Here is a 21,666-nt window from a genome sequence, read left to right on the forward strand (position 1 = left end):
TTACTTTTTGGTGCAGATGACCTGGTTATCAAATTTTAAGTTCACCGCTCTATAACTGTCAAGTGTTTTATCTTTATAGGCCAATTGGTAAAAGGCCTTGAGATTGTTTATTTTTTTGTTAAGTTGTTTTAAGGTTCCAACCTTCACTACAAAGTCGTTCAATCTAAATTTTAGTTCTATGGATTTGTCTTCGTTCTGGTGAATTTCTACAACGTGCTGTCTTAAAAATTCATCTGCATAAACCTTGTTAGCAATCTTGTAAACGTTCTGTAAATCATTCTTTACAATGGTACCTGTCACTAATGGCACTCTTGCGGAATAATTTGCAGACAAAGGCATGTAGGAGCCTTCGGTGTCTATATAGTAGGATGCGTTTGTATTTACTCTTGCAATAGGTTGTTTTTGCTCAATTTCTGTGGTGATCACTCCATCAACACTCATAAATACTTGAGCCTCCTTAATCAATGGGTTAGAATTCAGGGCAGTCTCTAGGTATTTCAAATCTATAATTTCTTTAGGTTTGTTTGCAATTGGCTGTTCATTTTGTATTAACAACTTACTAACAGCCTGATGCGTAATGAATAAATTATCATCTCCAACAAAGTTGATTTGTGGAGCACTCACCTTGCGTTTGGCATTTCTTACAGAGGAAAATGCAAACAGCCCACTCACCATAATGAGCAGGATCATCAGCTTTATATGTCCTTTGTTAATTCGCAACGCTTAACGCTTGTTTTATAGATTGTACTTCTTCTCCTATATCGCCAGCTCCCAATGTTAAAACCACTGAAGCTTCCGATGTTTTTATAGCCGAAATCAACTCCGATTTTTCAACCAAAGCCTTATGGTTATTTGCTACTTTATCCAACAACCATTGAGAAGTTACCCCTTCAATTGGCAACTCTCTAGCTGGATAGATATCCAATAATATCAATTCATCAAATTTTGACAACTGCTCGGCAAATTCATCCACAAAATCACGGGTTCTACTGAATAAATGAGGTTGAAATACAGCCAAGACCCTTTGCCCTGGATACATTTCTCTCACAGCTTCATAAACCGCTCTAATTTCTTCCGGATGATGCGCATAGTCATCAATCAACACCTTATCATTTGTCTTTAAATGATAGGTAAATCTGCGTTTAACCCCCTTATAAGACGCTAATGCTTTGGCGAGCTGCTGGCGAGGGACTCCATATTCTGCAGACATCGCCAAGGCAATTAACGCATTCGACAGATTGTGTCTACCAGGTAGGTCAAATTTGAAATCTTCAAGAATGGTTCCGTTAGGTGTTTTTACATCAAACACATAGGCTCCTTCTTCTATTCTAATATTTTGTGCAGCATAGTCGGAATCATCCTCTATACCGTATGTTATTCCTTTTAAAGGCAAACCATTTCTAACGAACAGTTTCCCTTCTGGTTTTAATTGCTTTGTAAACTGAACAAACGATTCCTGAAGTGCTTCCTTTTCTCCATAGATATCCAAATGGTCGGCATCCATGGAGGTGATACAAGCCATATTAGGAAACAAGGTTAAAAAGGATCTGTCAAATTCATCGGCTTCAACAACTGTTACCTCAGTTCCTTCCAAAATCAAGTTGGAATTATAGTTTTGACTGATTCCTCCCAAAAAAGCGGTTACTTCCACCCCACATTCCTTCAACAAATGCCCAAGTATACTAGTGGTTGTGGTTTTCCCGTGAGTTCCCGCCACAGCTAGACAGAAGGTTTGCTTGGTAATTTCTCCCAACACCGCAGAACGCTTCATTACCATAAAACCATTGGATTTGAAATATTCCAATTCTTTGTGATTTTTTGGCACCGCAGGTGTATATACCACTAAGGTATTTTCAGGATTCAGAAAACGCGCTTCAATTTGATCCACAGCATCTTCAAAATGTACTTTAATGCCGAGTTCTTCCAAGGCAACCGTCACTTCGGTCTTGGTTTTATCATACCCAGCCACATACTTATTGTTGGCTGCAAAATATCGTGCCAAAGCACTCATGCCTATGCCTCCAATTCCTATAAAATAGACGTTATGTATGTGTTTAAATTCCATTTATTTCTTCAAAAGTTTTTCAACTTCATCCACAATGTCCTTGGTAGCATTTACCAAAGCCAGTGTTTTTATATGTTTACTCAACGACTCTCTTTGCTCTTTTGAACTCAATAATTTTGAGAACTCAGACTGAAAGTCGTTATCTAAATCTTGTTCTTTTATCATTACCGCGGCCTGTTTTTCAACAATGGCCATGGCATTTTTGGTTTGGTGGTCTTCCGATACATTTGGCGACGGGATAAAAATTACTGGTTTCCCAACCACACACAATTCCGACACCGAACTTGCACCAGCCCTTGAAATGATGACATCTGCAGTGGCATAAGCCATATCCATATTGTTCAAAAATGGATGCACCTGTACACCTTCCATTTCGTTGTAGCGTTTATATTGTTGATAATACAACTTGCCACATTGCCAAATTATCTGGACATTTTGCTCTTGCAAATACTCCAGTTGACTTTCCACCAATTCATTTATTCTTCTAGCCCCAAGACTTCCTCCCAAAACCAACAAGGTATGTTTACCATGCTTTAATTTGAAGATGTCCTTAGCTTCAATTGTTTTATTGTCAATTTCCAATAAATCCTGGCGGATTGGGTTGCCCGTTTTTACCAATTTTTCCTTTGGAAAAAAACGTTCCAAACCATCATAGGCCACACATATTTTATCCACCTTCTTTGCCAAAAGCTTATTGGTGATTCCCGGGAAGGAATTCTGCTCTTGAATCAAACTTGGAATATGTTTGGAAGACGCCACATACAGTAACGGCCCACTTGCAAATCCACCAGTACCAATAACGATATCTGGCTTAAAAGTTTTGATAATTTTCCGTGAACGCAACAAACTAAGTCCCAATTTGAAAGGAAACATTGCATTTTTCAAAGTCAACTTGCGTTGAATTCCGGAAATCCAAAGTCCCTCGATAGAATACCCAGCTTGGGGCACCTTCTCCATTTCCATTCTATCATTGGCACCTACAAACAAGAATTTAGCCTTCGGGTAACGGGACTTTAATTCATTTGCAATGGCAATGGCAGGATAGATATGACCTCCTGTACCGCCTCCAGACAATATGATTTTATAGTTCCCCATTATATCGCTTCACTTAAAATTTCAAGTGGATTTTCTTCAATATTTATATCTTCTTCCTGCACTTTTATCTCTTCCCTTTGAGCACTTACACTCAAAATGATTCCTACCGCCAAACAGGTCATCCAAATAGAGGTTCCCCCACTACTTATCAATGGCAACGTTTGTCCCGTTACCGGAAACAATTCTACGGCAACCGCCATATTGATCAAGGCCTGAAATACGATTGGTAAACCAACACCTAAGACCAATAATTTTCCAAACACAGTATCCGACTTTTGGGATACAATTACCACCCTAAACAAAAACCATGAGTACATTAATAACAAAAACAACCCGCCTAAAAGGCCGTACTCTTCTATGATAATTGCAAAGATGAAATCGGATGACGACTGTGGCAAAAAGTTCTTTTGAACACTTTTACCAGGACCAACCCCCTGGATACCTCCAGAAGCAATTGCTATTTTGGCTTTTTCTATTTGATAATCTTCTTCGGTGTCTTCACCATTGGAGAAATTTTCTATTCGGCTTATCCACGTATCTACCCTGTTGGGCATTAAATCGGGGAATGCTTTCGCTACCAAAACAAAGAATGCTAACCCTAAAATTCCAGAACCTACTATAACCGCCAAATGCCTTATGGGATACCCGCCAATAAAGGTGAGCACCAATACCATTGCAAACATTATGGCCGTTGTTGAAAAATTCGCCGGCAAAATTAATATTAATACGAAAAAAACAGGCATCCAAAGCGGCAAAATACTTTCCTTAAAGGCTACTTTTTTATCCTGAATTTTCGAAAGGTATCTCGCTACATACACCATCAACACCACAAAGGCCAAGGTTGAAGTTTGAAATGACATTCCCACAAGAGGAATCTGTATCCATCTACTCGCGTTAGCGCCCTCAATAGTAGTTCCTTGCAACATAGTAACCACCAACAACACCAAAACCACCGGCAACATTACCATGGACAAGCCCCTAAAATAGCGATACGGAATCTTATGCGTACCATACATGATTACAAAGCCCAGAAACAAATGCACAAAATGCTTCACAAAAAATGTAAACGTGCCTCCTCCACCTACAGAGTACGCCAAATTACTGGACGCACTGTATACAGGAAGGAATGAGAAAATTGCCAACAGGGCCACAATAGCCCATATTAAACGATCTCCTTTTATATTTTTAAACAACTTTTGCACGTTACTGCTACTTTTTATTCTTTATTCTATAAATTTCTTACTGCCTCTTTAAATTGACGCCCTCTGTCTTCGTAGTTTTCGAACAAATCGAAACTAGCGCAAGCAGGCGACAACAATACATTATCTCCAGCTTCAGCCAATTTGTAGGCCATTTTAACCGCTTCGGTCATACTTTGAGTTTCTACAATAACATCAACCATCCCCGAAAAACTATCCAATAACTTTTGATTATCAACCCCCAAACAAATGATAGCTTTTACCCTTTCGTTTACAAAACGATACAACTCATTGTAATTATTCCCTTTATCTTCACCTCCAACAATCCATACCGTAGGCGCATCCATGCTTTCTAGAGCAAAGTAGGTAGCGTTTACATTGGTCGCTTTAGAGTCATTGATGTATTGCACCTTATTTATCTTAAGCACATTCTCCAAACGATGTTCTACACCTTGGAAGTTCTCCAAACTTTCACGTACCGTTTGTTTTCTAATTCTTAATAAATGTGCTACTGTTGATGCCGCCATGGCATTTTTCACATTGTGTTTACCTTCCAGCGCTATACTTTTTGTAGGCATAATAATAGGGTTGTTATCAATTGTTATTATAATATTTTCATTGTCTAAATAGGCGCCATTCTCTAGAGTCTTCGTCAAAGAAAACGGCAATAATCTTGATTGAACAGGATGCTTCTCCAACCATTCATTGATTACTTCATCATCGGCGTCGTAGATTAAGTAATCGTCCTTGGTCTGATTCATGACAATCCTAAATTTGGAAGCGATATAATTTTCAAACTTATAATCGTATCTATCCAAATGATCAGGTGTAATGTTGGTGATCACGGCAATATGCGGTTTGAAATCCACGATATCGTCCAGTTGAAAACTACTAATCTCCAAAACATAGTTTGGATAGTTTTTTTCCAAAATCTGTTTTGCAAAACTATCACCTATGTTTCCTGCCAATCCTATTTCCAGTTCCTGTTTGAGAATGTGATGGGTTAACGACGCGGTGGTTGTTTTACCATTACTCCCTGTGATTCCGACAATAGTTGCATCCGTATATCTTGATGCAAATTCTATTTCCGAAATCACGGGAACGCTGGCTGCTATTAATCGTCCTACCAAATTCACTTTATTAGGAATACCTGGACTTTTCATTACTAGGTCTGCATTGAGAATCTTAGCCTCGGTGTGCTGCTCTTCCTCCCAATCAATCTCATGATGTATAAGAACCTGTTTATATTTTTCTTTTATTTTTCCCTTATCGGAAACAAATACTTCAAAACCTTTCGCTTTCCCTAAAAGTGCCGTCCCTACGCCACTTTCGCCGCCTCCAAGAATGACCAATCGTTTCATCTATCTAATTTTCAAGGTCACTATGGACAGAATGGCCAACAATATTCCCACAATCCAAAATCGGGTTACAATCTTACTTTCATGATATCCTGACTTTTGATAGTGGTGATGTAAAGGCGACATCTTAAAAATGCGTCGACCTTCACCAAATTTCTTCTTGGTATATTTGAAATAACTTACCTGCAATACCACAGATAAATTTTCAGCAAGGAAAATTCCACACAACACAGGAATCAACCACTCCTTTCTTACTGCAATTGCAATCACAGCTATAATTCCTCCAATGGTTAAACTACCGGTATCCCCCATAAACACTTGTGCTGGATAGGTGTTGTACCACAAGAAACCAATTAACGCTCCAACAAATGCTGTAATGTAAATAGTGATTTCTTCTACTCTTGGGATATACATTATATTGAGATAATCGGAGAAAATAATGTTACCCGACACCCATGCAAAAATTCCCAAAGTGAGCACTATGATGGCCGAAGTTCCCGCTGCCAAACCATCAATCCCATCTGTAAGGTTAGCACCATTGGATACTGCTGTAATGATAAAAATGGCTACGATTACAAACACTATCCAAGCGTATTGCTTTAAATCTGGGTGGATCCAAGTAATCAAATCGGCATAATCAAACTCGTTACCCTTCACAAAAGGAATCGTAGTTTTAGTTGATTTCTCTTCTTCCTGAAATAATTTTGAAGGCAGCACATTTGGATCTTCCATCAAAATTTCCTGTTGTTGAGCAACCGGCAATTTCTCCTTAATAGTAACATGGTCATTAAAGTAAAGCGTGGTTCCTACAATAATCCCAAGACCCACTTGCCCCAACACTTTAAAACGGCCTTTTAACCCTTCTTTATCGTTTTTGAATTTCTTGATATAATCATCAATAAACCCTATTGTTCCCATCCAAACCGTGGTGACGATCAACAACAAAATGTAAACGTTATCCAACTTGGCCAGTAAGAGCACTGGAATCAAAGTCGCCATAATGATAATGATTCCCCCCATAGTTGGTGTTCCCGCCTTTTCAACTTGCCCTTCTAGACCTAGATCCCTAATGGTTTCACCTACCTGCTGTCTACGAAGGAAATTGATAATGCGCTTTCCATAAATGGTAGAAATCAACAGAGACAAAATAATAGCTATAGCTGCCCTGAATGTTAAATACCCAAAGAGTGATGCCCCAGGAAACTGGAATTCTTTTTCTAAATATTCGAATAGGTAATACAACATTGGTAACTTCTTATTTTTTCAACTGTTTTAAAAAATCCTTCACTATTTCGTAATCATCAAAATCAAAGCGCTCGCCTTTGATTTCCTGATAGGTTTCATGCCCTTTTCCAGCTACCAAGATGATATCGTTGGGCTGCGCCATTTGACATGCTGCTTTTATGGCTTGTTTTCTATCTACAACAGACAGGGTTTTTTTGAAATTTTGCGGCTCCACACCTTTTTCAATCTCCTCGATAATGGTTTCTGGCACCTCACTTCTAGGGTTGTCACTTGTAAAAATGACCTTGGTACTTAAAGCCGAAGCAATATGTCCCATTTTAGGACGCTTGGTTTTATCCCTATCGCCACCACAGCCCACAACCGTAATCAACTCTTCATTCTTGGTTCTGATACTATTGATGGTTTCCAACACATTTTTCAAGGCATCAGGCGTATGCGCATAATCTACAATAGCCGTGATTTTATCTTCGGAAACAAAATATTGGAAACGTCCACTAACACTCTCCAACTGACTCACCAACTGAAGCACCTCAACCGTTTCCAATCCCAAAAGTTTGGCAGTTCCGTAAATAGCCAAAATATTATAGGCATTGAAATTCCCAATCAAACGTGTCCACACTTCATTGTCATCCAGTTTCAACAACAAACCTCCAAATTGGTTTTCCAATATTTTCGCTTTAAAATCAGCATACGATTTTAGAGCGTATGTATATTTTTTAGCTTGGGTATTCTGCAACATTACCAAGCCATTTTTATCGTCAATATTCACCAAGGCAAAGGCCGTTTTTGGCAACTGATCGAAGAACATTTTTTTTACATCGCGATATTCAGCAAATGTTTTATGGTAGTCTAAATGATCATGGGTAAGATTTGTAAAAATCCCCCCTAAGAAATGAAGCCCTACCGTCCTGCTTTGATGGATTCCATGAGAGCTCACCTCCATAAAACAAAACTCCACACCTTCCTCATTCATCTCCTTCAAATACTTGTTGATAGTCAGAGAATCAGGTGTTGTATGGGTCGCCTTATATTCCTTATCATCCACCAAAATTTTCACTGTAGACAATAAACCCACTTTAAAGCCTGCCTTTTTGAATAACTGATACAATAAGGTAGACACGGTAGTCTTTCCGTTAGTTCCTGTTACCCCAACCAACTTCAAATTTTCGGATGGATTACCGTAATAATTGGCCGCCATAAAAGCCAAAGCTTTATTGGCATTTTCGACTTCTATATAAGTAACACTCTCCTTCAACTCCTTTGGCAAGGCCTCACAAACAACCGCTACCGCACCATCATTAATTGCCTTTTCAATAAACTCATGACCGTCAACTACGGTCCCCTTGATAGCTACAAACACATCATTCTTCTTGATTTTACGAGAATCAAAATGAATTTCAGCCACCTCCACCGTAGTACTTCCTACCACTGCGTTTATGGTCACTTTATATAATATGTCCTTTAGCTCTATCATTAAATATTCAATACGACCGTTTGGTTAGGTGCTATTTTCACACCCTTATTAATTGACTGTTTTCTCACATCCCCAACACCGTCAACCTTCACTTTTAATCCCATATTTTCCAAAAGTGCCATGGCATCCATGACCGGCATCCCTACCACATTTGGCATGATTGTTTTATAGGTTTTAGCTACTTCATAGTACGTTTCAAAATCCTTTTCAGCCTTTGCATCGGCAAACTCCAATTGCTCAACTTCATCTATCAAAGGCGTATCGGTAAAGATTTTCTGTGCAATCTTTTTAAACACCGGACCAGAAACATCTGCCCCATAGTACCCTACGCTTTTATCTGGCTCATGAATCACCACAATGCATGAATACTTCGGATTCTCTGCAGGAAAAAAACCAGCAAAAGAAGATATATAATTCAGCTTCTCTTTATTTCTATAATCCTTCTGACACGTCCCCGTTTTTCCAGCCATGGAAAAATTTGGAGAATACAATCCATGTCCTGTACCATGTCTTTTTTCTACTACATTCTTCAACAACTGAGTCACCTTAGCCACTGTTTCTTCAGAACATATTTGAGGATTAATTACCTCCTTCTTAAAAGGAACGATGGTTTTATCAAACTCTCTCACTTCCTTCAAAAACTGAGGCCTCACCATTTCCCCTCCATTAGCAATGGCATTATAAAATGTCAATGTCTGTAAAGGCGTAAACGACACCCCATATCCATAAGCCATCCATTGCAAAGCAATTCCACTCCATCTATTCTTGTCATCCGGATGCGGAATAACAGGCTCACCTTCCCCCGAAATGGAAATGGGCAACCCTAGCTTTTGGTTCAGATTCATACTATAAAGACGCTCCACAAACTTCTTAGGATTCTTACGATAATGCTTATCGATTGCCGACACAATTCCCGTATTGGAAGAGACCTCAAAAGCTTTCGCTATAGAGATTTTCCCATAGCCCCCTCTTTTAGAATCCCTCACCTTTTTCCCATAAAATGACAACACACCGTTTTGAGTATCCACCACATCACTAGTATCAATCACCTTATCCTCTAAAGCCGCCGTAACCGCCATCAATTTAAAAGTAGACCCCGGTTCATGCGATTCCCAAACCGCATAGTTCCTACGCTCATAATAATATCCCTCTGGATTTCTTCCAAGATTAGCAATAGCTTTCACCTCTCCCGTTTTAGTCTCCATCACTACGACACAACCATGATCTGCCTTATATTTTTCCAATTGCTCCAATAAGGCATGATGTGCAATATCCTGTATATTCACATCTATAGTTGTATACACATCATAACCGTCCTGAGGCTCCACCTCATTATAATCAGCAATAGGCTTCCATTGTCCGTTGCCAATTTTTTGTTTAAGTCTGTGACCGTTAACACCACTTAGATACTCTTCCCCGTACGCTCCATCTATCCCCGCTCTCGTTACGTTCCCGTCACTATCAACTTTTTCATACCCAATAGAACGATGTGCAATAGCACCCATTGGGTGCTCGCGACGTGTAGTTTGCTCTACGATCAATCCTCCTTTATAAGCTCCAAGATTTAACATTGGAAAATTCCTAATTCTGGTATAATTGGAGTAACTAATATTTCGAGCTATTAAATAGTAGCGATTTTTATTGGCTCGCGCCTTCCTTAATGAGTTTTGATACAAGGCCGAAGGTTTCCCCGAATATTTTGCCAAGGAATCACAAAGCGGAATCAAATACTTTTCAAACGTACGCGCTGATGGCGTCAAGGCATCAAACCTAATATCGTACTTAGGAATTGAGGTTGCCAACAAACTACCATCTGCAGAATATACATTACCCCTGTTTGCTGGAATTTCAACATTCTTTACGGTTCGCTTTTCTGCCAAATCACGGTACTTCTCCCCTTGGACAAACTGAATCACAAACAGTTTGAACACCACGGCAAGCACAAAGACAAACATGGTCCCCGCCACAAAATACAATCTGTTCAATATGTTCTTTTCCGTCACTGCCACTAAACTATTCCTGCGATTTTACTTTTATTTTTCTTGGAGGGATTTCTGAAGGCACCACTCCTTTTATTGCCATTTCCTTTACTATGGAAGATTCCATCTTCAATCTCATTAATTGCGAACGCCCATCTACAAATGCCGAGCGCAATTCCTTTACCTCATTATTCAAACGCGCAATCTCATGCACTTTCTTATCGGCACTGTGAGAACTTGCAATCATAACTAGCGCCAAGACAGAAATAAAAATGATAACTCTCCAATTTTTAAAAGAATCATCACTCACCAAAAACTTCCCTTTCAGAATACTATAAACGTTGTTCTTCATAGTTTCTCCGCAATTCTTAATTTAGCACTCCTGGCCCTACTATTCTGAGCTATCTCTGCTTTCGTTGGTACAATCAACCCGCCTACTTTTTTTAATGGGACTTCAAAATTCCCAAACATATCACGCTCTGGCTCTCCTTCAAAAAGTCCATTTCTTATAAATCGCTTCACCAACCTATCTTCCAAAGAATGATAGGATATAAAACTCAAACGCCCACCTTGTTTTAACAGCTCAGGCATTTGCAACAACAATTCCTTCAACACTTCAATCTCTTGGTTCACCTCAATACGAATGGCCTGATAAATTTGAGCCAACATTTTATTCTCATTTTTATGCCCCAAGAAACGCTTCAACACTTCTTTTAGTTGCTCACTTGTTTTTATAGGCTCACTTTTTCTCGCCTCCACAATGACTCTTGCCATTGCAGGCGCTTGACGCAACTCCCCGTACTGAAGAAGCACATTCTTTATTTCTTCCTCCTCATAATCATTCACCACATTATATGCCGAAAGCACTCCCTTTTGGTTCATGCGCATATCAAGGTCCGCTTCAAAACGTGTAGAAAACCCGCGTTCCGCCACATCAAATTGATGAGAAGACACTCCAAAATCTGCCAAAACACCATCTACTTCCTTCACGCCGTAAAACCTTAAAAAACGCTTGATGAATCTAAAATTCTCATTTATCAACGTAAACCGAGGATCATCAACAGCATTCGCCAAAGCGTCCTGATCCTGATCAAAAGCAAACAACTTCCCGTCCGGCCCCAAACGACTCAAAATCTCCCTACTATGCCCTCCTCCGCCAAAGGTTACATCCACATATACACCATCAGGCTTAATATTTAAGCCATCAACAGTTTCCTTTAACAATACCGGATTATGATATTCCATACTCGTCATCTTGTCCCATTACCTCTTCAGCCAAATCCGCAAAATCATCAGCCGCTTCGTTTATAGATTGTTCATACTTATCCTTATCCCAAATTTCAATGATATTAATTGACGAAGACAGAACCACCTCTTTAGAGATACCTGAGAACACAATTAAATCCTTCGGAATAAGCAAGCGGCCCGCAGCATCCACCTCAACTACTTTCACACCCGCCGTAAAACGTCTAATAAAATCGTTGGTCTTTTTCTTAAACCTGTTAAGTTTGCCTACCTTTTGCATAAGCGCTTCCCATTCCGACATTGGATACAATTCCAAGCAAGAATCGAATACCGCTCGCTTAAGCACGAAACCGTCCTGAGACAATGGAGAAAGCTGCTTTTTCAGCGCAGAAGGCAACATAAGCCTACCTTTGGCATCAACTTTACATTCGTATGTTCCTATTAATGAATTCAAAACGACCGGCTTATACTGCAAACGATAACAATTCAAATATATTGAAAAATTTACCACATTTTACCACATTCTACCACTTTTGTTAATAATTTCTATATTATGAAGCATTTAACCGTCAAAGCGCAGACAGGTAAAACAGCTAAATATTTTAGCTTCAAGCCCTTGAATTGTTCATAACATTTGACTTTCGACAGCCCTAAAATGTTAACAATAAAACACCATTTTTCTCCACTTCAACCTCCATACATCCCTATATTCCAACCGCAAAAAAACAGAGAAAACCGTAATTGAATTTTACAGGATTTCATAATCAAAAAACAGTACGAATAATCAGATAAATACCTATATTTGCTTTTGATGAAGATGACTAACCTATATACATGAAGCACCTTTTAAAAACAGAGAAAAACTATAATTACATTGAAGTTGGAGAAGGAAAGCCTATAGTTGTTTTACACGGGTTAATGGGTGGACTTAGCAATTTTGACGCTGTTACCCGCCATTTTAGCAACAAAGGCTACAAGGTCATCATCCCCGAGCTACCAATTTACACCATGTCTTTACTTAAAACCAATGTTAAGAGTTTTGCAAAGTATCTACATGATTTTATAGCACACAAACAACTTGACGAAGTGATTTTGCTAGGCAACTCCCTAGGAGGCCATATTGGGTTATACCACACCAAACTTTTCCCTGAAAAAGTAAAAGCACTTATCATCACAGGAAGTTCTGGACTTTACGAAAGCGCCATGGGAAGTGGTTATACCAAGCGAAGTGACTACGAAGTAATCAAGAAAAAAGCACAGGATGTATTTTACGATCCAGAAGTTGCTACTAAAGAAATTGTTGATGAAGTTTACGAAACGGTAAACGACAGAAATAAGCTGGTAAAAACTTTAGCCATTGCCAAAAGTGCCATCAGACACAATATGGCTAAAGACCTACCATACATGGAAACACCTACTTGCATTATTTGGGGAAAAAACGATACGGTTACTCCTCCTGAAGTTGCAGAGGAATTTCACTCCCTCCTACCCGACTCTACCCTATATTGGATTGACAAATGTGGCCACGCCGCTATGATGGAGCATCCAACTGAATTCAATGCCATTTTAGACAAATGGCTTACTGAAAGAAATTTTTAAAAAGAAGTAATGTTAATCAAAACCGCTGAATTTATAATCAGTAATTCCGACGTTTCCAAATGTCCGAAGGACCCTATTCCAGAATACGCTTTTATTGGAAGAAGTAATGTTGGAAAATCTTCTTTGATCAACATGCTTACCAACCATAAAAGTCTCGCAAAGACTTCTGGAAGACCTGGAAAAACACAATTGATCAATCACTTTTTGATCAACAAGAATTGGTTTTTGGTAGATTTACCTGGTTACGGTTACGCTAGAGTCTCCAAAACAGCTAAGAAAAAATTTCAAAAGTTTATTACCAACTATTTCGAGCAACGTCAACAATTGGTATCGGCATTTGTACTGGTAGACATTCGTCATGAACCCCAGAAAATTGATATGGAGTTCATGGAGTACTTGGGAGAAAATAGCATTCCATTTTCTATTATCTTCACAAAAGCCGACAAGCTTAAGCCAATGGCCATTGAAAGAAACGTTGAAGCATACACTAAAGAAATGCTCAAAGTTTGGGAAGAAATGCCTCCTTATTTCATTACATCCTCCAGCAAAACTATTGGTCGTGACGAACTCTTAAATTTTATTCAAGAGACCAATACAGAAATCAATAATTTAAAAAACCAATAATACTAGCTTTTTACATCCAAGGCATCTCTGAAGGCATTCCCAATAAGCATAAATGCCATTACCAAAATCATGATGCACACTCCTGGGATCAAGGCCAAATATGGCTTTCCTAGAATAATATAATTGTAATGGTCCTTAATCATGCCTCCCCAACTAGGCATAGGCGGTTGCGCACCAATTCCCAAAAAGCTCAAACCACTCTCAATTAATATAGCCGCTGCAAAGTTAGCTGCAGAAATCACGATAATTGGCGCCATGATATTAGGCAAGATATGTCTGGAAATGATTCTAAAATCGGTATAACCTAAAGCTCTTGCCGCTGTTACATATTGCATTTCCTTCACACCTATCACCTGTCCCCTTACCACACGAGCCACTTCTACCCACATGGTCAATCCAACCGCAATAAACACTTGCCAAAAGCCCTTCCCCAAGGTCAAGGTAATCGCGATTACTAAAAGTAACGTTGGGATAGACCAAGTAACATTTATGAGCCACATAATTACAGCGTCTATTTTCCCTCCAAAATAACCAGCAATACTTCCCATGAAAATTCCAATAATCAAAGAAATAAATACCGCTACAAAGCCTATAAAAAATGAAATACGAGAACCTATTAAAATTCTACTCAACAAATCCCTTCCATATTTATCGGTTCCGAAAAGAAAACGGCGCTCCTTTATATAATGGAGATATTCATTGGCGGGAAATTTATTCAACGGAATTTCTTTAACGATGCCTTCAAGCCCATCCGAAGCGTATTCGGTATATACCAAACGGTCATCGACGACTTCGTAAGCTGAAATCGGGATTTCAGAATCGGCATTTTGCACTCCGAAAAACGCTTTAGAAAACCAAGACTGATTGGATTGGACTTCCGAAGGAATGGTAAGCATGGTCACCTTGAATCCAGGCTTCTTAGAATGAATAGCCAAATGCATCTGATTGGCACTTTGACTATCATCAGGCGCCAACACATAGGCAAACACAGCAATAAGTCCTATTATAATGACCACACCCAAACTTAAAACGCCCCAAAAGTTACTTTTGAACTTTTGGAGCGCCAATTGAGATAATGAGTTATTATGTATACTCACCTATATTAATCTTTTACCGTCGCAACTTTGGTTTTAACATCGTATGTCATTTTCAAGTCATTCAAGACATGAATTGCCTCTTCAATATATACATCCTGACTTAAATTTTCATGCCAACGCTCTCTTTTCTCTTTTAATACAGTATCCTTAGCCATAAGTTCTTGCTCATAAGGAAGGGAGTTAAAGGTAAGATCTGTTTTGTAATCCGAAATCTTTTCAAAACGCTTCGCCTCTTCTTCGTTAAGTTTTAATTCCGCTTTGTACTTATCGTAGTTAAGCGAGTACACTTCCTGATCTCTAATTTTCTTCACCCATTGCGCATTGGCATCAATCAACTTTAATTGCTCATTGTTAGCCATACGCTCTTTACTTTGCTTGATGGTTACATCATAATCGTAATAATTCTTCCAAACATCATAATCAACCGCATCAATCTTATCCCAAGCCAACGGGTTTTCCTGATCTTTCTCTCCTATATTGATATAGCTATATCTGTCAGGCACAACCACATCACTTTTAACACCTTCCAATTGCGTGGAACCCCCATTGATTCTATAGAATTTTTGGGTCGTGAATTTCAAGGCTCCCATATCGCCACTTGAACTGTTTCTCACCATACGGTTAAGGTCCAATACATTTTGAACGGTTCCTTTACCATAAGTTTGCTTACTTCCAATAATGATGGCACGTTTGTAATCTTGCATTGCCGCTGCTAAAATCTCGGAAGCAGACGCTGAAAGCTCATTTACCAATACTACCAATGGGCCATCCCATACAATAGATTTATCTCTATCATTAAGCACTTCTTTCTCTTCCCCTGCAGTTTTCACTTGCACAACTGGACCATCCTTAATGAACAATCCAACCATATCTACCACAGTCTGTAGAGAACCACCTCCGTTATTTCTTAAATCCAACACAAGTCCTTGTGCACCGGCATCTTTCAGTCTAATCACCTCCTTTTTAATATCAGAAGCTGCGTTTCTTTTATTGTAGTCTTCAAAATCAACATAAAACTTTGGCAAATTGATTACCCCAAAAGTTTTCCCGTCCTTTTCAACCGTAGAAGACTTAGCATAAGTTTCTTCGATTTCTACCACATCACGAGTTATGGTGATATCTTCAACGGTACCGTCAACTTTTTTAAGCGTAAGGGTTACTTTGGTTCCTTTAGGGCCTTTTATAAATTTAATCGCATCGTCTAAACGCATTCCAATAATACTAAGCGCATCCTTCTCACCTTCCTGTCTTACTTTCATGATTTGATCTCCTACTTCCAACTTATTTTGTCTCCATGCAGGTCCTCCACTGATGATTTCATTTACAATGATGGCATCCATTTTCTTTTGCAATCTAGCTCCAATACCTTCAAAATTTCCAGACATGGCAACGTCAAAACGATCTTTCTCCTCTGGCGCAAAGTAGAACGTATGGGGATCAAACTCTTCAACAATAGCATTAATGTAAACAGAAAACCAATCCTCTCGTTGTCTGTCATTGATAAACTCATGAAGTTCATCTAAAGAACTAAGTGTTGCTTCTCTAGCCTCTTGCTCCATTTGAGCTTTGGTTTTGATTTCCTTTTTCTCAGCCGAAACATCTTTGTCACTTTCAGTTTCTCCTGAGAAGTCTGTCTCCCATTCTTTATGAACTGCTCCACCTTCCTGTTCTGTAACCAAATTGTCATAGTTGGCAATTGTTGAAAATTTCAACAATTTTCTCCAACGCTCTTTCATTTCCTTTTTGGAAGTCACATACGGCATGGAATCGTAATCTGTAGAAATTTCCTCATCGACAGAAAAATCAAAAGGCTGCGCCAATACTTCTTTGTAAATGTCTTCAGATTCTTTGATACGTTGCAATAAACGCTCATGTGTCAAATTGAAAAAAGACACATCATACACCTTGATTTGATCATCCAATTTATCCTTGTAAAGCATAAATTCCTTGATGTCTGATTCGTAAAAATAACGTTTGAAAGGATCTAGTTGTTTCAGATAATCTTCAAAGACCTGTTCTGAAAATTCATCGTTAATATCTTTAGGTTGAAAATGTCCATTTTCCAACACGTAACTAATCAACTGTACTAGCAATCTATCTTTATTCGGGTCGTCAAAAGTCTTGGTTGTAAAGCTACAAGACGCAAAGGCCAAGAGCAAAACCAACAATAAAAGCTTATAATTCCTTCTCATGATTCTATAAAATTGCATACTTTATTTTTCACTAAAGTAAAAGAAAAAACTATGCCATAGAAACCGAAGGCTACTAATTTTTTGTTAAACCAGAATTTACGGGAGTTTCCAGATGATTTTATGTAATTTAGTATTTTGAAAAAATGTAAACCTTTCATGACAAAAAAACCGCTCATTTTAGTCACTAACGACGATGGCATTACAGCCCCAGGAATACGAACTTTAATCAGTATTATGAACGAAATTGGCGAAGTAGTTGTGGTAGCCCCAGACAGCCCGCAAAGTGGTATGGGACATGCCATTACTGTGAATTCGACCATTTTTGTTGAAAAAGTGGTAGTTGACAATGGTCCCCAAGCGGAATATAGCTGTTCAGGAACTCCAGCCGATTGTGTAAAACTGGCCAACCGCCAGATTTTAAAGCGTAAACCAGACCTTTGCGTATCGGGCATCAACCACGGCTCCAATTCATCCATAAATGTGATTTATTCAGGAACTATGAGTGCTGCCATTGAAGCCGGTGTAGAGGGAATTCCCGCTATTGGGTTTTCGTTATTGGACTATAATTGGAATGCCAATTTTGAAGGTACCAAACGTTATATAAAAACCATTGTTGAGAATGTTTTGAAAGAAAAACTCCCTAAAGACGTGGTTCTCAATGTCAACCTCCCCAATTTACCAGAAAAGGAAATCAAGGGCATAAAGGTTTGTAGACAAGCCAGAGCCAATTGGGAGGAAGAATTTGACAAACGTCACAGTCCACAAGGAAGGGAGTACTATTGGTTAACGGGCAAATTTGTAAATTTGGACCATGGTGAAGACACGGATGAATGGGCACTTGAACACGGTTATGTTTCGGTAGTTCCCGTTCAGTTTGATTTAACGGCACACCATTGTATTCAAAATTTAAACACTTGGAATTTTAATGATTAAAAAAGAAGTTATCATTGGTCTTGTAACTGGATTTGCGGCCAATTTTTTAGGACTGTTATTGGCAGTCTACATTTTTGGAAACGGAGAAGGTTTTACAACCACAATCAACCAAGCCATGGCTGAAGGTTTTTTTAGTAAATTAGTGAGTATAGGTGCTATCCTAAACTTAGTTGCCTTTTTTATTTTCATCAAAAAGAAACAAGATTACAGAGCAAGAGGTGTGCTACTTGCCACCATACTTGTCGCTGTATTTACATTTTTATTAAAATTTTGGTAATTCTAGGATGAAATACTACATCATTGCAGGAGAAGCCTCGGGAGATCTTCATGGATCCAACCTAATGAAAGCATTGTCTCAATTGGATGTCAATGCCGAATTCAGGTTTTGGGGAGGGGATTTAATGCAGCAAGTGAGCGGTAATTTAGTGAAGCACTACAAAGACTTGGCCTTTATGGGTTTTGCCGAAGTAGTAATGAATTTGCGCACCATTGCCAACAACCTGTCCTTTTGCAAAAAAGATATTGAAGCCTATCAACCGGATACCATCATTTTTATTGACTACCCTGGATTCAACATGCGCATTGCCAAATGGGCAAAAGATAAAGGGATTAGAACCCAATACTACATTTCGCCTCAAATTTGGGCCTGGAAAGAAAATAGAATCCATGCCATCAAACGCGATGTGGACAACATGTATGTCATCCTCCCTTTTGAAAAGGATTTTTACAAAAAACATGAATACAAAGTTGAATTTGTAGGCCATCCACTAATTGACGCCATCAATGATCGCACACAGGTGGACGAGTATATTTTTAGGGCAGAACACGGACTTACAGATAAGCCTATTATAGCCTTACTACCGGGAAGCAGAAAACAGGAAATCAAAAAAATGCTTTCGGTAATGCTTAGTGTGGTTGATGATTTTCCAGAGTACCAATTTGTAATTGCTGGCGCACCCAGCCAAGAACGCAGCTTTTATCAAGGTTTCATCAAAAAGGCCAATGTAGCCTTTGTGAGCAACGAAACCTACGATTTACTCAGTGTGTCCTATGCCGCATTGGTAACTTCAGGCACTGCCACTTTAGAAACAGCACTGTTTAAAGTTCCGGAAGTGGTGTGCTACAAAGGAAGTTGGCTTTCCTACCAAATAGGGAAACGCTTGGTAAAGCACATCAAATACATCTCTTTAGTTAACTTGATCATGGACAAGGAAGTGGTTACCGAGCTTATCCAAAACGATTTTAGTTCTACCCGATTAAAAAATGAACTGAACAGTATCCTTGATGATTATGAGCGCGTAAAATTCTTCTTGGATTATTACGATCTAGAGAAAAAATTGGGAGGAAAAGGAGCAAGTCAAAATACTGCAGAGTTAATTTTTAAGGATATAACCTAAATCAGGAAATCTTTGCAATAGCAAAAAAGAATAAGATTTAAACTAAAAAATTTCATTTGAAAAGAATTTTATGTTTCACTCTCTTTCATTTTAGGAGAAATTGATATTTTTAAAAAATTAAAAGTCCCTGAATGAAAAAAATTGCCCTTTTATTAATTCTCCTTATCAGTTTCAGTAGTTGTAAATCTTCCAAACGCGCTAAAAACAGCGCTCCAAAAACAACCAAAACAACAAAAACTACCGACTCAAAAACTGCCGATAAAATTGTAAAATACGCCATGCAGTTTGATGGCGTAAGATACAAATATGGAGGAACTACAAAAAAGGGAATGGACTGCTCTGGCTTGGTAACTACTGTTTTTCAAAGTGAGAATATTCAATTACCAAGGACTACAGGTTCGATGGCCACAACTGGGGACTGGATTGATCTAAAAGAAGTTCAAAAAGGAGATTTACTTTTTTTTGCCACAAGTAAAAACAGCCGAAAAGTCAACCATGTTGCTTTGGTTACTGAAGCAAGAGGCGCCTACGTAGAATTCATCCATGCCAGCACCAGTAAAGGGGTTATCATTTCAAATTTAGCCGAACGTTATTGGTATTATGCTTTTGTTCAAGCTCGTAGAGTCTTATAATTTGTTAAAATTTGGTAACTTTCAGTATGAAGTTACTAAATTTTACCCTTATTAAGCTTACAGTTTGCCTTATTTTGGGCATTGTAACTTCCTATTTCCTCCATATCCCTTTTCATAATGCTACTTGCACTACTTTTCTGGGACTTCTTCTACTTTTTATACTCTATCGAATTTCCAAATCTAAATTTCAACAGAACATATGGTTTGGGGCAACGGTACTTATAACGACTTTCTTTTTAGGCTCTCTTACCTACCATCTTCATGACCAAAAGAATTTCAAAAAGCACTATTCTCATCACATAAAAAATACCGAAACAAAATCGTCCCTGTTAACACTCAGGGTTAGAGAACAACTAAAAACTGGGATGTATCATGACAAATATGTTGTAAACCTTATTAAAATTGATTCCATTCCAGTTCAAGGAAAAGCCTTATTGAATATTGAGATTGATTCTCTTTCCTCACCTTTCAAAGTTGATGATATTATTGTAACGCAATCAACTTTAAAAGACATCATCCCTCCTTTAAACCCAAATCAATTTGACTATACAGCGTATTTAGAGAAACAATACATTTATCATCAGTTATTCACAAACAACCAAGAGATTTTTACCCTAAACTCAAAACCATATACTTTACTTGGATATGCCGCAAGTATCAGGGAGCACATCTTAAGTAAATTAAATAACATCCATCTTGAAAAGGACGACTTTGCCATACTAAGCGCTCTTTTGTTGGGGCAACGACAAAACATAGACCCGATAACTTATGAGCAATTCAGCAATGCGGGAGTGATTCATATTTTGGCAATTTCGGGTTTACATATAGGAATCATACTTTTGATACTAAATTTTGTTTTAAAACCCTTTGATCACCTGCCCAAGGGACGCTTCTATAAAACCATTCTTATTTTGATCATGCTTTGGGGCTTTGTTATCATCACTGGACTCTCTGCTTCAGTAACCCGGGCCGTGACAATGTTTAGTGTTCTAGCTATAGGTATGAACCTTAAACGCCCAAGCAATATCTACAATAGTATTGCCGTTTCTGTGTTCATTCTTCTACTCTGTAAACCTTTATTCATTTTTGATGTTGGTTTTCAGCTAAGTTATTTAGCCGTAATTGCTATTGTCTCCATACAACCACTGCTTTACAAGGTTTACAAACCAAAAACTAAACTTGACAAATCTCTCTGGAATGTAATTACTGTAACCATAGCTGCTCAAATTGGAGTCCTGCCTTTAAGCATCTACTACTTCCATCAATTCCCCTTACTCTTCTTTGTGTCAAATTTGTTAGTAATCCCTATTTTAGGACTCGTCCTAAGCCTAGGAATCGTAATAATCATTCTATCACTTTTAAACACCTCATACAGCCTTTTTACAGAAGCATTCCATTATTTGATAACATACATGCAATCTGTGATTGCTTGGACTGCTGATAAAGAAGATTTAATCATCAGAGACATTCCCTTAAGTGTTTTATGGTTCTTGCTTTTTACTTATTAATCATATCAACAGTCAGACTTTTCG

At 38.5% G+C, this 21,666-nt stretch carries 20 protein-coding genes; 7 read left to right on the forward strand and 13 right to left on the reverse strand.

Going from position 1 to position 21,666, the window contains the following annotated elements:
• The 11 genes from BKM32_RS01765 to mraZ are packed head-to-tail and all read right to left on the reverse strand — an operon-like array spanning position 1 to position 12,114.
• Positions 1–720: a cell division protein FtsQ/DivIB gene (locus BKM32_RS01765; RefSeq protein ID WP_076662292.1), complete on the reverse strand. Its 720-nt coding sequence runs from the start codon at positions 718–720 to the stop codon at positions 1–3.
• Complete coding sequence (gene murC, locus BKM32_RS01770; protein ID WP_076662293.1) at positions 710–2,065, reverse strand: UDP-N-acetylmuramate--L-alanine ligase; 1,356 nt, start codon at positions 2,063–2,065, stop codon at positions 710–712. The genes BKM32_RS01765 and murC overlap by 11 nt, the downstream gene beginning before the upstream one ends.
• Positions 2,066–3,160, reverse strand: a complete 1,095-nt coding sequence (gene murG / locus BKM32_RS01775) for an undecaprenyldiphospho-muramoylpentapeptide beta-N-acetylglucosaminyltransferase (protein ID WP_076662294.1) — start codon at positions 3,158–3,160, stop codon at positions 2,066–2,068.
• Positions 3,160–4,362 carry an FtsW/RodA/SpoVE family cell cycle protein gene (locus BKM32_RS01780; protein WP_053976105.1) on the reverse strand — a complete coding sequence of 401 codons (1,203 nt, stop codon included), beginning with the start codon at positions 4,360–4,362 and terminating at the stop codon, positions 3,160–3,162. Before BKM32_RS01780 ends, murG begins: the two co-directional genes overlap by 1 nt.
• A 26-nt stretch (positions 4,363–4,388) precedes the next feature.
• Positions 4,389–5,720 carry a UDP-N-acetylmuramoyl-L-alanine--D-glutamate ligase gene (gene murD / locus BKM32_RS01785; RefSeq protein ID WP_076662295.1) on the reverse strand — a complete coding sequence of 444 codons (1,332 nt, stop codon included), beginning with the start codon at positions 5,718–5,720 and terminating at the stop codon, positions 4,389–4,391.
• The gene (gene mraY, locus BKM32_RS01790) at positions 5,721–6,962 is read right to left on the reverse strand and encodes a phospho-N-acetylmuramoyl-pentapeptide-transferase (protein WP_053976107.1); all 1,242 of its coding nucleotides are present in this window, start codon (positions 6,960–6,962) and stop codon (positions 5,721–5,723) included.
• A 10-nt stretch (positions 6,963–6,972) separates the two neighbouring features.
• Complete coding sequence (locus tag BKM32_RS01795; protein WP_076662296.1) at positions 6,973–8,436, reverse strand: UDP-N-acetylmuramoyl-L-alanyl-D-glutamate--2,6-diaminopimelate ligase; 1,464 nt, start codon at positions 8,434–8,436, stop codon at positions 6,973–6,975.
• Entirely contained in the window at positions 8,436–10,391 is a 1,956-nt protein-coding gene (locus BKM32_RS01800; protein WP_076662297.1) for a penicillin-binding protein, read from the reverse strand. Before BKM32_RS01800 ends, BKM32_RS01795 begins: the two co-directional genes overlap by 1 nt.
• A gap of 58 nt (positions 10,392–10,449) precedes the next feature.
• Positions 10,450–10,767, reverse strand: coding sequence for an FtsL-like putative cell division protein (locus BKM32_RS01805; RefSeq protein WP_076662298.1), 318 nt, complete (start codon positions 10,765–10,767; stop codon positions 10,450–10,452).
• On the reverse strand, positions 10,764–11,660 hold the full coding sequence (gene rsmH / locus BKM32_RS01810; protein ID WP_076662299.1) for a 16S rRNA (cytosine(1402)-N(4))-methyltransferase RsmH: 897 nt from the start codon (positions 11,658–11,660) through the stop codon (positions 10,764–10,766). Before rsmH ends, BKM32_RS01805 begins: the two co-directional genes overlap by 4 nt.
• Entirely contained in the window at positions 11,647–12,114 is a 468-nt protein-coding gene (gene mraZ / locus BKM32_RS01815) for a division/cell wall cluster transcriptional repressor MraZ (protein WP_076662300.1), read from the reverse strand. Before mraZ ends, rsmH begins: the two co-directional genes overlap by 14 nt.
• A 380-nt stretch (positions 12,115–12,494) precedes the next feature.
• Here mraZ and BKM32_RS01820 point away from each other — a divergent pair, with 380 nt between their 5' ends.
• Both BKM32_RS01820 and yihA read left to right on the forward strand, forming a co-directional pair.
• A complete protein-coding gene (locus BKM32_RS01820; RefSeq protein WP_053976113.1) occupies positions 12,495–13,259 on the forward strand; it encodes an alpha/beta fold hydrolase in 765 nt (254 codons plus the stop codon).
• Positions 13,260–13,268: 9 nt separating this feature from the next.
• Positions 13,269–13,883, forward strand: a complete 615-nt coding sequence (gene yihA / locus BKM32_RS01825; protein WP_076662301.1) for a ribosome biogenesis GTP-binding protein YihA/YsxC — start codon at positions 13,269–13,271, stop codon at positions 13,881–13,883.
• A gap of 2 nt (positions 13,884–13,885) precedes the next feature.
• Here yihA and BKM32_RS01830 read toward each other — a convergent pair whose 3' ends face one another.
• Together BKM32_RS01830 and BKM32_RS01835 are read right to left on the reverse strand one after the other, a co-directional pair.
• Complete coding sequence (locus BKM32_RS01830) at positions 13,886–14,980, reverse strand: ABC transporter permease (RefSeq protein ID WP_076662302.1); 1,095 nt, start codon at positions 14,978–14,980, stop codon at positions 13,886–13,888.
• A 5-nt stretch (positions 14,981–14,985) separates the two neighbouring features.
• Positions 14,986–17,172: a carboxy terminal-processing peptidase gene (locus BKM32_RS01835; protein WP_076662303.1), complete on the reverse strand. Its 2,187-nt coding sequence runs from the start codon at positions 17,170–17,172 to the stop codon at positions 14,986–14,988.
• A gap of 156 nt (positions 17,173–17,328) precedes the next feature.
• Between BKM32_RS01835 and surE the strand changes: the two genes are divergently transcribed.
• The 5 genes from surE to BKM32_RS01860 all read left to right on the forward strand — a co-directional run bounded on the left by surE (position 17,329) and on the right by BKM32_RS01860 (position 21,642).
• Positions 17,329–18,105, forward strand: coding sequence for a 5'/3'-nucleotidase SurE (gene surE / locus BKM32_RS01840; protein WP_076662304.1), 777 nt, complete (start codon positions 17,329–17,331; stop codon positions 18,103–18,105).
• A complete protein-coding gene (locus BKM32_RS01845; protein WP_076662305.1) occupies positions 18,098–18,382 on the forward strand; it encodes a hypothetical protein in 285 nt (94 codons plus the stop codon). The genes surE and BKM32_RS01845 overlap by 8 nt, the downstream gene beginning before the upstream one ends.
• A gap of 7 nt (positions 18,383–18,389) precedes the next feature.
• The gene (gene lpxB / locus BKM32_RS01850; RefSeq protein ID WP_053976118.1) at positions 18,390–19,502 is read left to right on the forward strand and encodes a lipid-A-disaccharide synthase; all 1,113 of its coding nucleotides are present in this window, start codon (positions 18,390–18,392) and stop codon (positions 19,500–19,502) included.
• Between the two features lie 131 nt (positions 19,503–19,633).
• Positions 19,634–20,134, forward strand: coding sequence for a C40 family peptidase (locus tag BKM32_RS01855; protein ID WP_076662306.1), 501 nt, complete (start codon positions 19,634–19,636; stop codon positions 20,132–20,134).
• 26 nt (positions 20,135–20,160) lie between these two features.
• Positions 20,161–21,642, forward strand: coding sequence for a ComEC/Rec2 family competence protein (locus tag BKM32_RS01860; RefSeq protein WP_083702064.1), 1,482 nt, complete (start codon positions 20,161–20,163; stop codon positions 21,640–21,642).
• The last annotated feature ends 24 nt before the right edge of the window (positions 21,643–21,666 follow it).

The organism is Mangrovimonas sp. DI 80 (assembly GCF_001975575.1).
In the GTDB taxonomy this organism is placed as follows: Bacteria; Bacteroidota; Bacteroidia; order Flavobacteriales; family Flavobacteriaceae; genus Mangrovimonas_A; species Mangrovimonas_A xylaniphaga.

Bases quoted from the DNA above. Each gene is read 5' to 3' on its own strand.
- murC (WP_076662293.1), bottom strand. From the start codon at position 2,065: ATGGAATTTAAACACATACATAACGTCTATTTTATAGGAATTGGAGGC.
- murG (WP_076662294.1), bottom strand. From the start codon at position 3,160: ATGGGGAACTATAAAATCATATTGTCTGGAGGCGGTACAGGAGGTCAT.
- murD (WP_076662295.1), bottom strand. From the start codon at position 5,720: ATGAAACGATTGGTCATTCTTGGAGGCGGCGAAAGTGGCGTAGGGACG.
- mraY (WP_053976107.1), bottom strand. From the start codon at position 6,962: ATGTTGTATTACCTATTCGAATATTTAGAAAAAGAATTCCAGTTTCCT.
- BKM32_RS01795 (WP_076662296.1), bottom strand. From the start codon at position 8,436: ATGATAGAGCTAAAGGACATATTATATAAAGTGACCATAAACGCAGTG.
- BKM32_RS01800 (WP_076662297.1), bottom strand. From the start codon at position 10,391: ATGTTTGTCTTTGTGCTTGCCGTGGTGTTCAAACTGTTTGTGATTCAG.
- BKM32_RS01805 (WP_076662298.1), bottom strand. From the start codon at position 10,767: ATGAAGAACAACGTTTATAGTATTCTGAAAGGGAAGTTTTTGGTGAGT.
- rsmH (WP_076662299.1), bottom strand. From the start codon at position 11,660: ATGGAATATCATAATCCGGTATTGTTAAAGGAAACTGTTGATGGCTTA.
- BKM32_RS01820 (WP_053976113.1), top strand. From the start codon at position 12,495: ATGAAGCACCTTTTAAAAACAGAGAAAAACTATAATTACATTGAAGTT.
- yihA (WP_076662301.1), top strand. From the start codon at position 13,269: ATGTTAATCAAAACCGCTGAATTTATAATCAGTAATTCCGACGTTTCC.
- BKM32_RS01835 (WP_076662303.1), bottom strand. From the start codon at position 17,172: ATGAGAAGGAATTATAAGCTTTTATTGTTGGTTTTGCTCTTGGCCTTT.
- surE (WP_076662304.1), top strand. From the start codon at position 17,329: ATGACAAAAAAACCGCTCATTTTAGTCACTAACGACGATGGCATTACA.
- BKM32_RS01845 (WP_076662305.1), top strand. From the start codon at position 18,098: ATGATTAAAAAAGAAGTTATCATTGGTCTTGTAACTGGATTTGCGGCC.
- lpxB (WP_053976118.1), top strand. From the start codon at position 18,390: ATGAAATACTACATCATTGCAGGAGAAGCCTCGGGAGATCTTCATGGA.
- BKM32_RS01855 (WP_076662306.1), top strand. From the start codon at position 19,634: ATGAAAAAAATTGCCCTTTTATTAATTCTCCTTATCAGTTTCAGTAGT.
- BKM32_RS01860 (WP_083702064.1), top strand. From the start codon at position 20,161: ATGAAGTTACTAAATTTTACCCTTATTAAGCTTACAGTTTGCCTTATT.